The following is a 14,807-nucleotide window of genomic DNA, read 5'->3' on the forward strand; positions in this document are numbered from 1 at the left end:
AGTTAAAATTTAAAATTCCAGCTTAGGCTGGGTATCAGCGGAAATAAAGAAACCTGCCTGGCCGTCACCTTTATGGGCACCTCAAGATCATTCGTACCTTCCAGCAGACTTTTTAGTTCAGAATCCAGATAAAGAAAATAGGGGTTTCGGCGATTATACAGGTTGTAAAAACTGATATTGAGGTTATGTTTTCCCCAGCTGCTTTCCCAGGATCTGATCACTGACACATCCAGACGATGGTACCCGGGAATGGTGATGGTGTTGCGTTTTCCGTACAGGGGGACCATGGGAAAACTATTGTACGAATCAATGTCCTGTAGGGAGAATCGCCCCCCTGGAAGCCAGGCTTTATCGCCGGAACCATACACGAAGGTCCCTGATATCGTCCATTTATTATTGAGTTTATAAGTTGATACAGCACTAAAATCATGCCGACGGTCAAACTGCGGAGAAAAATAATCACCTCCTTCTATGTCCGCGAAATTTCCTCGGCGTACCCAGGCCAAAGTATAGCCCAGCCAACCCCTCCAATCGCCAACTTGTTTTTCGATTCCGACCTCTGTCCCGTAGGCATATCCGTCACCAAATGTGAATTCCTGTTCCAGATTTGCATTGGCAAATATTTGAGCATGATTTTTTAGTTCGATCTGATTTTGAAAAGTTTTGTAATAGTATTCATGGGTGAGCAGGTACGACGAACTCAGCAGGTAATTTAATCCGATCACAAATTGATCGGACTTTTGGGGCTTTATTTGTTCAGTGGTGGGATACCAGATATCGGTTGGTAACGAAATACCATTGTTGGCGATCAGATGTACGTACTGATTCATTCTGGCATAGGATGACTTTAGATTAATACGCTCATTGAGCGAAACATTGATGCCAAATCGTGGCTCCAGGTTGTGGTAGAAATTATCCGTACCTGTGAACCCTGAATATCGAAATCCCAGATTCAATTTGATGTGGTCCAGGAGCGCAAATTGGTCACTGACGAATGCGGCGAACTCATTTCCTTTGGGGCTGCTTCCTGCGGAAAATGCTATATTGTCCGTCGTACTGCCGGCTTTAAAGCGACCTACATTAAATTTGTGGTTAATCCACTGTGCACCAGCGTGTAAATAATGGCCCGCAAGATGGTCGATAAACAGGTTCCATCGTATGCCCCGATCGCTGATGTCCGAGCCGAGATTAAAATCGAACTCTCCGGCTTGATTGAGGATGCTGTATTTATAATTGGTCCCAAATAGTGCAGCATTCATATAAATCCGATCAGAAAATCCGTGCGTCCACTGTAAGGATACCGCTCGGTTACCCCACTCAAAATCAAATTTAAAAAGGTCATTGGTAAAACCAAATATATCTGCGCCCTGATAACCGCTCAGCGTTATTTCATCTCTGTCGGAAATTTGAAAAGATAGCTTTGCGTTGAGATCATAAAACCGGTATCGGGGAATCGGTGTGATATCTGGTTTCCCGTCTCTAAATTGATTGACCATCTCGGTAAAAAGATCGGCATAGGTTCGTCGTCCTGATACCAGAAAGCTGACTTTATCCTTGATGACCGGACCCTCCAGGGTGAGTCTCGAACTGATGAGTCCTATACCTCCGGATCCGTTTAGTTTTCCTGAATCGGGTGTTTTTGACTGTACATCGATGACAGAGGATAATCGGCCGCCATAAGCCGCCGGAAACCCACCTTTGAACACATCTACCGAACTCAGGGCATCATTGTTGAAGGTACTAAAGAAACCGAATAAGTGACTTGGGTTGTATATATTTACTCCGTCAAACAATACCAGGTTTTGATCTCCACTGCCACCCCGGACGAATAAGTTTGAGCTCCCTTCGGTACCAGAAGAAATCCCTGGTTTTAACTGAAGTGTCTTGATAATATCTATTTCACCGAACAGGGCAGGTAGGACCTCTGCATCGCGAGCTTCCAACGATTCAGTGCTGGTGTAGGCGCTGTTGAATTTTTCCTGTAAAGAATTTGATCGGACCACGATCTCAGACAACTTTTCATTTTTCGGAGATAGTAGCACATGTACTGTACCGAGGGAGTCATTATGGTGAAGAGTGATCGTTTTATTTGTATAGCCAACATAGGAAAAGCGTAGGGTCAGTGGGAACTTTTTTTTCAGATCGATAGAAAACTGACCATTGGACCTGGTGTATGTGCCGGTTCCAGTCTCCTTCACATACACTGAAACCGCTTCCATCGGCTCGTTGGACAACGAGTCTCTGACGGATCCTGTCAGTTTATTTTCACTTTGTCCGTGCAGAAAAACGGTCGTAGTGAGAAATATCAACAGGATGAAAATAAGTCTGGTCATGAGGTGGAGGTCTCGCTGGTGCACTGAAATAACGCTGTGTCAAAAGAATTGTTGGATCAAAGCTTGATCTTAGCACTGAACCGTTGCCATACCAGGTGTGCGATATTGCTACATGAGAAGACGACGGGTACCCTTGATTTGTTACAAAATCCGAACTGTAAAATATAAAATTAACGGACCTGCTAATCAAAAGCTAAAAGACGTGGTATTCCCCTCTATATGCCAAATATTTGGTATTTTTAATGCAAATATTAAAGCTATGAAATGGATGTATTGGACGTTGTTGGTATGCACAGGTGTTGTAATAAATGCATGCACCATTGAGGATCGGCTGGATCGCAAGGCTGATAAGTTGATTGGTGTATGGAAGATAGATAAAGTGATTTATGATCGGTACGGTGCTTTGTTCAAAAAGAAAATCACGGGCGACTACAAATATGACGAGTTTGAATTTTTACCCGATCAGCGGGCGTATTATTACGATGATGATTTAAACTTTGAATTTGAGGGAAACTGGGAAATTGTGGCTGAAAGAGGGTATGACCACGAGGGAGACCAGGAATACAACTTTTATATTCAAATGAATTTTTATGATCCGGTACACCAAGATGCTTTTGGGTTCTACGGATACATATCCAGGTTAACACATAAAAAGTTCCATTTTCATGCGTCCGATGGGGGCGGTGAATTGGAATTTCGGTTTCGACGGAAGTGATCGACGTGCTTTTCTGATATCTCCATCGTTCTATTACGGTGCGATCAAGACAGGATCTATTTGGGAAGGAGCTCGAAGTTCATCTGATAGACTGAAACCATTAATATGATCAACAGAATAAAAACGATGATGACCCACATCACGAATCTTCCCTTGCTGCCTTGATTTCTTAATTCTTCCATAGTCGTCTGAACAATTTTTTACAAATTAAGTACTTTATAATGTAATGTACAAGACGAAGGTGGAATAAATTGAAAATATAAACATTACAATTATTAGTAATATGATGATATTTTTGATAATATTGCACTAGTAAATTACAAGACCCATGTTAAAACAGAGCCTCACCCAAAAAATGTCGCAGAAGCTGTCTCCTCAGCAGATTCAGCTTATGAAATTGTTGCAGATACCGACATTGGCATTGGAGCAGCGGATCAAGGAAGAGCTGGAAAGCAACCCTGCACTCGAAGAAGGAGTGACTACCATAGAAGAAAAAGAATTTGAAGATCAGGATTACGATCAAAAATCAGAAGAGAGTGAAGGAGATTTTGAAGTCGATGAATACCTCAAGGAGTTCGCAGAAGATGACCCGACCATTTATCGCAATTATTCTCGTTCCGGGGATGATGAAGATGAATTTAAGAAGCCTATCGAGGTGGTAAATAGTTATCATGATCATCTGGAAAGACAGCTGGGAATGTTGTCATTTGAATCTCCTGAAGATTATACCATAGCATTGCAGATACTGGGCAGCATTGATGGTGATGGTTATCTGCGTCGTGATCCGTCAGCGGTGGTGGATGATCTTATGTTTACACAAAACATGATTACCTCTGAGGACAATGTATTGCGGGTGTTGAAACGAATCCAGCAATTTGATCCACCGGGTACGGGTGCTCGGAATTTGCAGGAATGCCTGGAGTTGCAATTAAGTCAAAAATTACGACGGGAGAAAGATAACCCCGATCTTGATCTGGCATATGTAATCGTTTCCAAGCATTTTGATAAATTTTCTAAAAAGCATTTCAGTAAATTACTGACCAGCCTGGATATTTCAGAAGAAGAACTAAAAGATGCGTTTGATGAAATACTCAAGCTGAACCCGAAGCCGGCAAGTGGTTATGCACCTGAACGGAAAAGAGATTCCATGTACATCATTCCGGACTTTATCATCGAAAATAATAATGGTGAACTTGAACTGTCCTTAAATTCCAGAAATGCGCCGGATTTGCGCATTAGTGATCAGTACAGAGCCATGTTAAAGTCATATAAGACCCGGAAAAAACAAGGAAGTATCAAATCCAAGGATCGGGAGGCGGCGTTGTTTATCAAACAAAAGCTTGATTCAGCAAAGTGGTTTATCGATGCTATTTCCAAACGCCGGGATACGATGTACCGGACCATGTACGCCATCCTTCAGTTTCAGTATGATTTTTTTCTGTCCAATGATCAAAGAACGCTGAAACCTATGATCCTAAAAGATATTGCTGAAATGACCGGTCTCGATGTTTCTACCATAAGCCGGGTGGCGAACAGTAAATATGTGCAAACCGAATACGGAACCAAAAAATTGAGGGATTTCTTTTCGGAATCCATTCAAAACAGTGAAGGAGAGGAGGTGTCTACGCTGGAAGTAAAGAAAATTCTTTCCGATATTATCGATGCAGAAAATAAGCGAAAACCCCTGAGTGATGAAAAACTTCGCAAGGCATTAATAGAAAAAGGGTATAAGATCGCCCGGCGAACGATTGCAAAATACCGGGATCAACTGAGTATTCCGGTCGCTCGACTTCGCAAGGAGTTGTAGTGGTAGGCCCATTAGGCCTTAGGTCTTAGTCCGTAGATCTTAGATCGTAGTACGTCGACCGTAGTATGTAGAACATCGTTCATAGTCCTTAGTTTGATGGTCTTCTTGTTTAACTCCGATTTTATTCGGTCAAACCTAAGATCTGAATAAAGCTAAATTCATGAATTTATGCCATAGGCCGTAGTTTGTAGACCATAGACCGTAGACCTTAGTCTTTGGTTCGGTGGTGAATGGACTTGGGTAATCTTACTCCCAATGAAAAATCATGGATAAAAAGATATTCTCTTCAAATATTGCCCGGCGGTTCGGGGTTGCATAAGTACTCAGGCTGTTTTTTTGGTTTGCTCACCACTTTGATCGGACTCGGGAACGACTGATTTAAAAAGATTAAAACTTAACATTAATAATTTCTCACCCCCGCAATCTTTTTATCGGTCTTCACTGGAGCTGCGAAGAACACTTTAACCCTAATTTGGGGAACTGCCAGTAGGTTTGCCTGGGTCGTCATTGTTCTCGATCAGTCCCAGACGTCGTGCCCGCTCTTTCCACTTTTTACGAGCCAGAATTTGCATGTCTTCTGTATCGTCCATTTCGTCTACAATTTCCAGACCAAGGAGTGTTTCCATAATGTCTTCCATGGTCACTATCCCAGCCATCCCGCCATAATCATCATGGACCATGACAATTTGCTGTTGGTTGTTCATCATATTTTCAAAAAGATCCGGTACGGGTACCTCTTCTGAAACATTTGGCAATGGACGAGCGATGGAGCTCAGGAGCTGGTCTCCCTTTTCATTTATAATTTGTGATAGAACCTGGTCTTTCAGAATAAATCCTGACACCTGATCGACATTTTCTGAAAATACCGGAATACGAGAAAACCGGAGATCGGGATTTTGATCATGGAACTCCTGGATGGTCATCGTCTCATCTGCAGCCTTTACGACGGTACGGGGGGTCATGATGTCTTCTGCATGGATCTTCCGAAATTTCAGAAGATTCTTAATAATCTTGTGTTCATTCTGTTCGATGACCCCTTCTTTGGCACCCATATCAGCGATGGCTGAGATATCGGTCCGGCTAAGTACGCTTTCGCTTTTATCCTTTTTGATGAGGGAAGTGATGTACTGACTCAACCAAACCAGCGGGTAGAGCGCATAAATAAGAATATGTAGTGAACGAACGGTAAACCCGGAGAGTTTTTTCCAGTACCCGGCACCGATTGTTTTGGGTATAATCTCTGAAATAATCAAAATTGCTAATGTCATGATAGCGGCTACGATCCCCTCTGCATTGGTATTGATGCCCAGAATATTGATGTAATTGTCGCCCCATATCTTTGCAGACTGGGATCCCACGCCAATGGCGCCCACTGTATGTGAAAAGGTATTAAGGGTCAGTATGGCTGAAAGGGGCTTGTCGATGTTTTTCTTAAACTCCTGCAACTTAAGGCCTACCCAGGACTTTTCCTGTGCTTTTATTTCGACAAAAGAAGGACTGACGCTGAGTAATGTCGCCTCCCATAAGCTACATAAAAAAGAAAGAAGGATCGAGAAAGCGAAATAGAAAATCAATAAACCCATTGATTGATATGGTTGTGTGCGATGTTTTTCCAACAAATTGGATTGCAAATATATTGCTTTTATCTTTTAAGCGGTGGTTTTCAGATAAAAGAAAATATTGATTTCTCCAGAGAGTGGATTATTTTTGCATTATTGAGTTTATATTCATACCTTTGCGCTCCAAAATTTAATTTCTTTAACAACTTTCGGTAAAATCTGCCGGAATACAAAACCAATCTTCAATGACTGAAGAGAACAAAAATACTCAGGAAGAAGCCACGCAGGAAACGGCTGATAAAGCTGTGGAAAAGACGCAGGCCAAAGATCCTGAAAATACCACCCAATCTCAGGAATCTACTTCTGAGGAAGAAAAAGATAAACAAACAGAATCCTCAGAACAGACAGCTCAGAGTGAACCGGCGGAGGAAGTTGCTCATGATGATTTTGACTGGAGTATTCAAAAAACACAGACGCACGCTTACAAACCGGAAGTGTATGATGAAATGTTGTCTGATTATGATTCTACCTTTAGTGACATCAGTGAGTTTGAAGTGGTGCAAGGTAAAGTCGTTACGATTCGTGACGGAGACGTCATTTTGGATATCAACTACAAGTCCAACGGAGTTATTTCACTTTCGGAATTTCGGGAAGTGGATGAACTCAAAGTGGGCGATCCGGTAGATGTATATGTAGAAAGAAAAGAAGATGAAAACGGACAGCTTGTCCTTTCCCGCCGAAAAGCCCGCTTGCTCAAGACGTGGGAAGCATTAACAGATAGTTATCACAATGATACCATCGTCAAAGGAACCATTGTCAGCAAGACCAAAGGGGGACTGATAGCGGATGTGAACGGTTTGGAGACCTTCCTGCCCGGTTCACAGATTGATATCAAACCAATCATTGATTACGATTCATACGTCGGGAAAACGATGGAGTTCAAAGTTGTGAAAATCAATGAAGCTATTAAAAACGCCGTTGTTTCACACAAAGCCTTAATCGAAAGTGATCTGGCCGAACAGCGTGACCAGATTATTGCGAGCCTTGAAAAAGGACAGGTACTGGAAGGTGTAGTGAAAAATCTGACCGATTTTGGTGCCTTTATGGATCTTGGTGGTATCGATGGCTTGTTGTATATCACGGATATTTCATGGGGACGGATCGGTCATCCAAGTGAAGTTCTGGAATTGAATCAGAAAATTAATGTCGTTGTACTTGATTTTGATGAGAATAAGAAACGAATTTCGCTTGGCTTGAAGCAGTTGCAGCCACATCCATGGGATGTTCTGGATGAAGAGATCAAAGAGGGAAGCAAGGTCAAAGGAACCATCGTTAATATTGAAGATTACGGAGCATTCCTTGAGATCGTTCCTGGAGTAGAAGGATTGATTCACGTCTCAGAGGTGAGCTGGAGTAATCAGCCGGTCAACGCAAGAGAATTCTTCGATTTGGGGCAAGAACACGAAGCCATCGTAGTAACCATCGACCGGGAAGACCGGAAGATGTCACTCAGTCTCAAACAGTTGTCAGCTGATCCGTGGAATGAGATCGATCAAAAATTCCCCATTGGATCTCATCAGACCGGTGTGGTACAGAATTTGACCCCGTATGGGGTATTTGTCGAGTTGGGTGAAGGCATCGGAGGAATGGTTCATATATCCGACCTGAGCTGGACAAAACGATATTCTCATCCGTCTGAATTTACATCCGTAGGGGATGATCTGGATGTTGTCATCCTTGAGATTGATAAAGAAGACCGTAAGTTGACTTTGGGACACAAGCAGATCGAAGAGAATCCATGGGATACATTTGAGAAGGTATTCCCAGTGGGATCTTATCACGATGCGACCTTGATCCGGATCCATGATCGCGGTGCCATTGTACAGATGCCTTATGGCCTGGAAGCTTTTGCACCGATTAAGCACATCCGCAAGGAAGACGGAAGTATGGGACAAGTGGATGAGACCATGACATTTAAAGTACTCGAGTTTAACCGGGACGACAAACGTATTTTGGTTTCTCACTTGCGCTACCTGGAGGATATCCAGCGTGAGTCTGTAGAGAAAGTGAAAAGTGAACGTAAAAAACAGCAGGCTGAAACAAAGCGATCACTGAAACAACAACAAGGAAAAATTGAGCGTACTACATTAGGAGACCTCAGTTCTTTGGCGCAATTGCGTGATCAACTCTCTGGGGAAGGAGCTTCAGCTGCTTCGGAAGAAGAGTAAGATCCTATATTAAATTTTCGGAACAGCTAAGGATAGCTGTTGTAAAATATGACTTACCCCGGATTCAAATGGCTCCGGGGTTTTTTTTATTTAAAAGGAATATTTTACTTTATGAGGAATGAAGGTCGTGATGTTTTTTTGATCTTTGCGGAGATAATCATTCGAATCGTTAAATAGATTAAATATTATATAGTATAATTGCATCTGATTTTAATATCCATTAACAAGTATGAAATTAGGAATACTTAGAACGCCGGCCCGTACTATCTTGCCCATTAGTCAGAAAGTAATCAAAAAACTGAGTGATTTAGGCGCTGAGGTGGTGATAGAAAAACCCGAATCATCCGTGAATTGGGAGGAATCGTTGATTCAGAATAGTGCACCCTACGTATCGCGCGAAGAAATACTGAAGACTGCGGATATTCTACTCAGTGTGGGATATAGTGAACTGGAATCGGTCAATGCCCGTTACTGGATCAGTGAGTTTCAGCCATTTAATCAACCGGATATTACCGGAAAACTGGACGCGATGGGAATTACAGGACTTAGTCTGGACATGATTCCACGAATCAGTCGTGCCCAGTCCATGGACGTATTGTCATCGATGGCATCCATCGCTGGCTATAAAGCTGTTCTACAGGCAGCTGACCTGTTGCCTCGTTACTTTCCTATGATGATTACCGCTGCAGGGAGTATCCGCCCTGCGAGAGTTCTAGTGATCGGAGCAGGCGTAGCCGGATTGCAGGCCATCGCTACTGCCCGGCGATTGGGGGGTGTCGTGGAAGCATTTGATACGCGGTCAGCGGTTAAGGAAGAAGTAGAAAGCCTGGGTGGTAAATTTGTTGAAGTGGAGGGAGCTACTGACCGAAGTGACAGTGGTGGGTATGCGGTTGAACAATCCGAAGATTATAAGAAAAGGCAACAGGAAAAATTGGCAGAGCGTGCTTCAGGCGCGGATGTTATTATCACCACAGCTCAGTTGCGTGGCAAACCAGCGCCAAAAATTATTACGGAAGAAGTGATTTCTAATATGCCTCCGGGAGCTGTGATAGTTGACCTGGCCGCTTCGACAGGCGGAAATACCATTTACACGGAGAATAACAAATTAGTAGCTATAGAAGGTATTTCCATTATCGGCGATTCCTATCTGGCTGATTCCATGCCGCAGACAGCCAGTGAACTTTATGCCAACAATGCATTTAACTTTATGGAGCTGATCGTAAAAGAAAAGGAAATACAACTGGATCTCGACGACGAGATTATTTCAAATGCTAAAATAAACGGATAAGAATTATGGAAGCTTTTAATCTATTTGTGTCCAACCATATCATAGAAATATATGTCCTGTTATTGGCAATATTTTTGGGGTTTGAGTTGATATCCCGTGTGCCTACTGTATTGCACACCCCTTTGATGTCAGGGACCAACGCGATCAGTGGTGTGGTGACATTGGGTGGTGTTATTTTGGTGCGCTCTGCAGATTCTGCAGATTATTTAGCACTGGGACTGGGTTCCTTGTCCATCGTGCTTGGGATGATTAACGTCGTAGGAGGATATGCGGTGACAGACAGAATGTTGAAAATGTTTAAAAAAGAAAAGAAATAGATCATGACAGGAATTGTTTCTATTCTATATATGGTGGCGGTATTTTGTTTTGCAATAGGCATCCGCATGTTGCGACAGCCCAAATCCGCCAAGCAGGGAAATCTGATTTCACTCGCCGGAATGTTGATTGGTATTGTCGGTGCTTTGATTCAGCCACTGGGCGAAGTGGACAACAACTACATCTGGATTGCAGCTGCGATGTTGCTGGGTACCATGATTGGTTGGCCACTGGCACAAAAGGTGAAAATGACCGCCATGCCGCAACTGGTCGCCATGTTCAACGGCTTGGGAGGAGCCAGTGCCACAACTTTGGGTATCGTGGAGCTGATGAAAGTTTCCGCCGAAACACCTGGTGGTTCGATCGCAGTAAGTATTCTTGCGCTTATTATCGGGGGCATCTCTTTTACGGGCAGTGTCCTGGCGTATTTGAAACTGGAAGGAACCCTTCGAAAACAGTGGGTGGTTCCCATGCACAATTTCTGGAATCTGCTTATCCTGGTCGGCATGGTCGTGATCGGTGCGATCATGGTCGTGCAAGGAAGTGTCAATATTCCGTTGTTGCTTGGCTTAGTTGTACTGGCTTTATTTTACGGCGTATTCTTCGTATTTCCCATTGGCGGGGCTGATATGCCGGTGGTGATTTCTTTACTCAATTCATTAACAGGGTTGAGTGCCGCAGCCGCTGGTGCGATTTATGATAATAAAACCATGTTGATTGGGGGAATCCTGGTTGGTGCGTCCGGTACCATATTGACCCTATTGATGTGTCAGGCGATGAATCGTTCCTTGTGGAATGTGATCCTGGCCGGTAAATTTAAGGCCGGATCCGGAGCAGGGGGCGGTACGGACCAGGTGATGAAAGAGATCACCAAACCCGATGCGGCAATATTACTGCAGTACTCTAAGAATGTGATTGTCATTCCTGGTTACGGTCTGGCGGTGTCTCAGGCACAAAAAACGGTTAAAGAACTGGACGATTTGCTGAATAGTATGGATGTGGAAGTAAAGTACGCTATACACCCTGTGGCTGGTCGTATGCCAGGGCACATGAATGTATTATTAGCAGAAGCAGATGTACCGTATGAAAAATTATTGGATTTGGATGATGCTAATGCAGCGCTCAAAGACACGGATGTCGTTCTGATTATCGGTGCCAACGATGTGGTCAACCCTTCTGCCAACGATGATCCGTCCAGTCCTATTTATGGAATGCCGATTCTAAATGCCACGGATGCGAAACACATTATCGTGATGAAACGTGGTCGTGGAACCGGGTACAGTGGTATCGAGAACCCGCTGTTTTTCCATGATAAGACCCAGCTGTATTTCGGAGACGCTAAAGCATCTTTGCAGGAAATCACAGAAGAACTCAAAGAAAATGCCTAGGTGGTAGTAGAATACCTGGACGTAACTAGGTATTAGGAGGCCTAGTAATACGCGAAGAGTACTAGTGCTTCGATTAACAAATGTAGTACGGTATTGACGAGGTTGTTTTTTTATAGATTGAAGAAGCAAAACTGAGTATAGCCTTAGCTCCATACGGCTTTTGATGATGAAAATATGTGAAAAAAGAATCCGTCAATAGTGTACGGTAGTTGTGTCTTGGAGCACTAGTGTTATATTATGTAGAACCTTGGTCTGTCGTTGTTTAATCATTGGAGCGGATTGAGGTCAGGCAAGCTCAACTTTGAATCACAAGATATTACGGTTTAGTTCGGTTCCGATGTTCGCTTTTCTCCATGGAGTTGACTTCTTATGGGTTTGACTTTAGATAGATGAAACTTTACCGCATCTGTTTAATAGTGGTCTGATGGACGTGCATTGGTCCCGATTGCATGATCTACGCTGTATCTTCCCGGGCCCATAAGAAAGACCGCTATTGCAATAACCATCAAAGTCAATGCAAATTCAATTCCACCTTCGGAAACAAAAAAACCGGAATGGACGAGGATAATAGCGACCAGCATATTGATGGCCAGTCCAGCTGACCAAATTCGTGTCAGAAATCCCAGTATTAAACCTATACCCCCTAAAAACTCCCAAAATGAAGAGACGTATGCCAGAATCGGAGGGACGCCCATAGAGCCCATAAAGTTAACCGTACCATCCAATCCACCCCCACCGTACCAGCCCAGTACTTTTTGCGCACCATGCATAAAGAAGACGAGACCGAGGACAAGACGAAGTAACAAAACCACAGTAGACGGACTTAAAAGTGATCGACGTGCAAAAATCAAGTTTTTCATAGTTCTTTGGATATAGATGGATTAATAAATGATTACACCGGTGACTGAAACCCTGAGTTTACTAAAAATTATTTAAATTTCCTATTTTTGCGTCAACAATGTTCTTGCATCGATACCCAATGCGCAAGATATTATCACAGTGATGCTGAGCCTGGTCAAAGTCGATCGAGGAATAAGGAATGGTTTAGCCCTAAAAATTCAAACGTCACCCAAAATCGGGCTAAGTAATATGTCCAAATTTTACATTGAAAGCTATTGATGAATAGTATTTTATGTAATATAATAGATTGACGTGGTGTAGAGATATGGTGTCTGCGCTACGCCCCAGTTTTTGATGGAAAAATTGATGAATATTTCGGAGCGCCAGGACCAAATAGGTGCTCAAATGGAATTACTTCAAAGATTTTTGAGAAATGGACCAGGAAGTAAGAAAAGCGATTATGGCAAACGCCAGACAGACCATATAGGCCCACCAGAAAGCGGACTGGAGTAGGGAGATCGATGCGTTTAACTGTTCAGATATGATGGCAGAGAGTACGGAAACGCCAATACTTCCTCCGATTGTTCTGGCAAACATGACGCTGGAGGTAGACGAACCCAATTCATGTTTGGGGGAATGCTCCTGCGCGGCCAGCAGGGTGCCGAGCATGGAGAATCCCATGCCAGCACCTACGAGGAGTCCTGCACCCGAGAGATAGAAAATATTGGATTTATAAAACAACGTAAACGCAAGAAAGCCGATCACCAGCAATCCAAATCCGATCCGGATAAGCGTAAATAATGATAACCTGGCCAGGAGTCTGCCTCCAATGATATTTGTCAGCGTCCATCCGACCACCATCGGCGTCAGAACCAGCCCTGCAGTGGTGGCTCCTTTCCCTTCTACCTCCTGCACATACAACGGAAGAAAAGCCAAAATTCCGAAATAGGCCATGCCGGCCATCAGGTTTTGGAACATGGCCGTTCGAGGAACTTTGAGGTGCAAGCTTTTTACGGGAAGCAAGGGGTGCGGGTGATTGGATTCGAATCGCCAGCTGATCAATAAACTAATCAGGCTGATTCCGATCAACCACCATTTCATTTCCTCGAGTCCGTAGATAAGCAGGGCCGCTCCCGCTGTAAAAAGTATGGTTCCCGGCCAGTCCAGGTGAAGTGCAGATTTCTCAACCCGATCGCGGTAGTGATAGGCGACTACGGTTAAAGCAATAAGGCCAAACGGAATATTGAGAAAAAATACATACCGCCAACTTAACCAATCCACCATGAATCCGCCCAGCAAAGGACCGACCAACCCGGAAAAACCCCAGACAGCACTCATATAGCCCTGTACTTTGGCTCTTCTGCGAACTTCAAACATGTCCGCATTGATGGTAAAGGTCAAGGGAGTGATGCAGCCTGCGCCCAGCCCTTGAAGAACTCTCATCGCAATCAGAAATTCCATCGATTGACTCATTCCACATCCCGCGCTGGAGATCAAAAAAATCACTACGCCGATGATGTAGATGTGCTTTCTCCCATAGATGTCACTTAGTTTACCCCACAGCGGGCTTGAAATTGTCATGGTAAGCAGATACATGGAGAAAGGAAGCGCGTACAAATGCTCTCCGCCCAAGTCGCGGATAACATCCGGCATAGCGGTCGCTACGACGGTGCCCTCCATGGCGGCAAGAAACACCCCGATGGTCAGACCCAGGGCTGTACGAATTTTGCTTTTTTCATTCATGGTGGTTCGAATGTACATATTATCCAGTTCTATTGGGAATGGTCGAGGACAATATCGTAGGCTTTTCGTGCGAAACCTCAGAAAACCGGGATTGTGATGATCCTAATTTCCAGGTAAGTCAGAAAAAAAATATCGGGCTGGAACTGGTGCAGGCTGGGGGATTCTGGCATACTATGGGGGAATGATGAAATAAATTTCAGTATTTTTTCTATAAATTCTTTTTAGTTTATGAAAAGGTTCTATCTTTGCATTCCCTTACGGATACATGATAAATGATATCATGATAAAATTCACCGGGGTCTGCAGTTAGTGCAGAACAAATAGAAACTAAAGAGTTCTTTGATATAAAGGAAGAGCATTAAAGCTAGGTTTTGGTTAGGACATACGAACAACAATACAATGGAGAGTTTGATCCTGGCTCAGGATGAACGCTAGCGGGAGGCTTAATACATGCAAGTCGTACGGTAACAGGGGAGCTTGCTCCTGCTGACGAGTGGCGGACGGGTGAGTAACGCGTACACGATCTACCTATAAGTCTGGGATAGTCACTGGAAACGGTGAATAATATCGGATGTGGATACCGAGCTGCAT

Annotated in this window: 10 protein-coding genes and 1 rRNA gene; 7 read left to right on the plus strand and 4 right to left on the minus strand. The window is 43.6% G+C overall.

Going from position 1 to position 14,807, the window contains the following annotated elements; genetic code table 11:
- Positions 1 to 2: 2 nt before the first annotated feature.
- On the minus strand, positions 3 to 2,333 hold the full coding sequence (locus KUV50_RS14530) for a TonB-dependent receptor (protein ID WP_222580896.1): 2,331 nt from the start codon (positions 2,331 to 2,333) through the stop codon (positions 3 to 5).
- A 259-nt stretch (positions 2,334 to 2,592) separates the two neighbouring features.
- Here KUV50_RS14530 and KUV50_RS14535 point away from each other — a divergent pair, with 259 nt between their 5' ends.
- Positions 2,593 to 3,048: a hypothetical protein gene (locus tag KUV50_RS14535; RefSeq protein ID WP_222580897.1), complete on the plus strand. Its 456-nt coding sequence runs from the start codon at positions 2,593 to 2,595 to the stop codon at positions 3,046 to 3,048.
- Positions 3,049 to 3,376: 328 nt separating this feature from the next.
- Positions 3,377 to 4,855, plus strand: coding sequence for an RNA polymerase factor sigma-54 (gene rpoN, locus KUV50_RS14540; RefSeq protein ID WP_222580898.1), 1,479 nt, complete (start codon positions 3,377 to 3,379; stop codon positions 4,853 to 4,855).
- Between the two features lie 467 nt (positions 4,856 to 5,322).
- Here the strand turns inward: rpoN and KUV50_RS14545 are convergent, their stop codons facing one another.
- Positions 5,323 to 6,438, minus strand: a complete 1,116-nt coding sequence (locus KUV50_RS14545) for a hemolysin family protein (protein WP_222580899.1) — start codon at positions 6,436 to 6,438, stop codon at positions 5,323 to 5,325.
- A 221-nt stretch (positions 6,439 to 6,659) separates the two neighbouring features.
- On the opposite strand from KUV50_RS14545, the gene rpsA reads away from it, so the two are divergent.
- From rpsA to KUV50_RS14565, 4 genes are all read left to right on the plus strand, one after another.
- Positions 6,660 to 8,642, plus strand: a complete 1,983-nt coding sequence (gene rpsA, locus KUV50_RS14550) for a 30S ribosomal protein S1 (protein ID WP_222580900.1) — start codon at positions 6,660 to 6,662, stop codon at positions 8,640 to 8,642.
- Positions 8,643 to 8,871: 229 nt separating this feature from the next.
- The gene (locus KUV50_RS14555; protein ID WP_222580901.1) at positions 8,872 to 9,930 is read left to right on the plus strand and encodes an NAD(P) transhydrogenase subunit alpha; all 1,059 of its coding nucleotides are present in this window, start codon (positions 8,872 to 8,874) and stop codon (positions 9,928 to 9,930) included.
- 5 nt (positions 9,931 to 9,935) lie between these two features.
- Entirely contained in the window at positions 9,936 to 10,247 is a 312-nt protein-coding gene (locus tag KUV50_RS14560) for an NAD(P) transhydrogenase subunit alpha (protein WP_222580902.1), read from the plus strand.
- Positions 10,248 to 10,250: 3 nt separating this feature from the next.
- A complete protein-coding gene (locus KUV50_RS14565; protein ID WP_261395263.1) occupies positions 10,251 to 11,633 on the plus strand; it encodes an NAD(P)(+) transhydrogenase (Re/Si-specific) subunit beta in 1,383 nt (460 codons plus the stop codon).
- A 410-nt stretch (positions 11,634 to 12,043) separates the two neighbouring features.
- Here the strand turns inward: KUV50_RS14565 and KUV50_RS14570 are convergent, their stop codons facing one another.
- Entirely contained in the window at positions 12,044 to 12,493 is a 450-nt protein-coding gene (locus tag KUV50_RS14570) for a DoxX family protein (protein WP_222580903.1), read from the minus strand.
- Between the two features lie 391 nt (positions 12,494 to 12,884).
- Positions 12,885 to 14,234: an MDR family MFS transporter gene (locus KUV50_RS14575; protein ID WP_222580904.1), complete on the minus strand. Its 1,350-nt coding sequence runs from the start codon at positions 14,232 to 14,234 to the stop codon at positions 12,885 to 12,887.
- Positions 14,235 to 14,612: 378 nt separating this feature from the next.
- Between KUV50_RS14575 and KUV50_RS14580 the strand changes: the two genes are divergently transcribed.
- A 16S ribosomal RNA gene (locus KUV50_RS14580) occupies positions 14,613 to 14,807 on the plus strand; the annotation flags it as partial.

Source organism: Membranihabitans marinus (assembly GCF_019802045.1).
Taxonomy (GTDB): domain Bacteria; phylum Bacteroidota; class Bacteroidia; order Chitinophagales; family Saprospiraceae; genus Membranihabitans; species Membranihabitans marinus_A.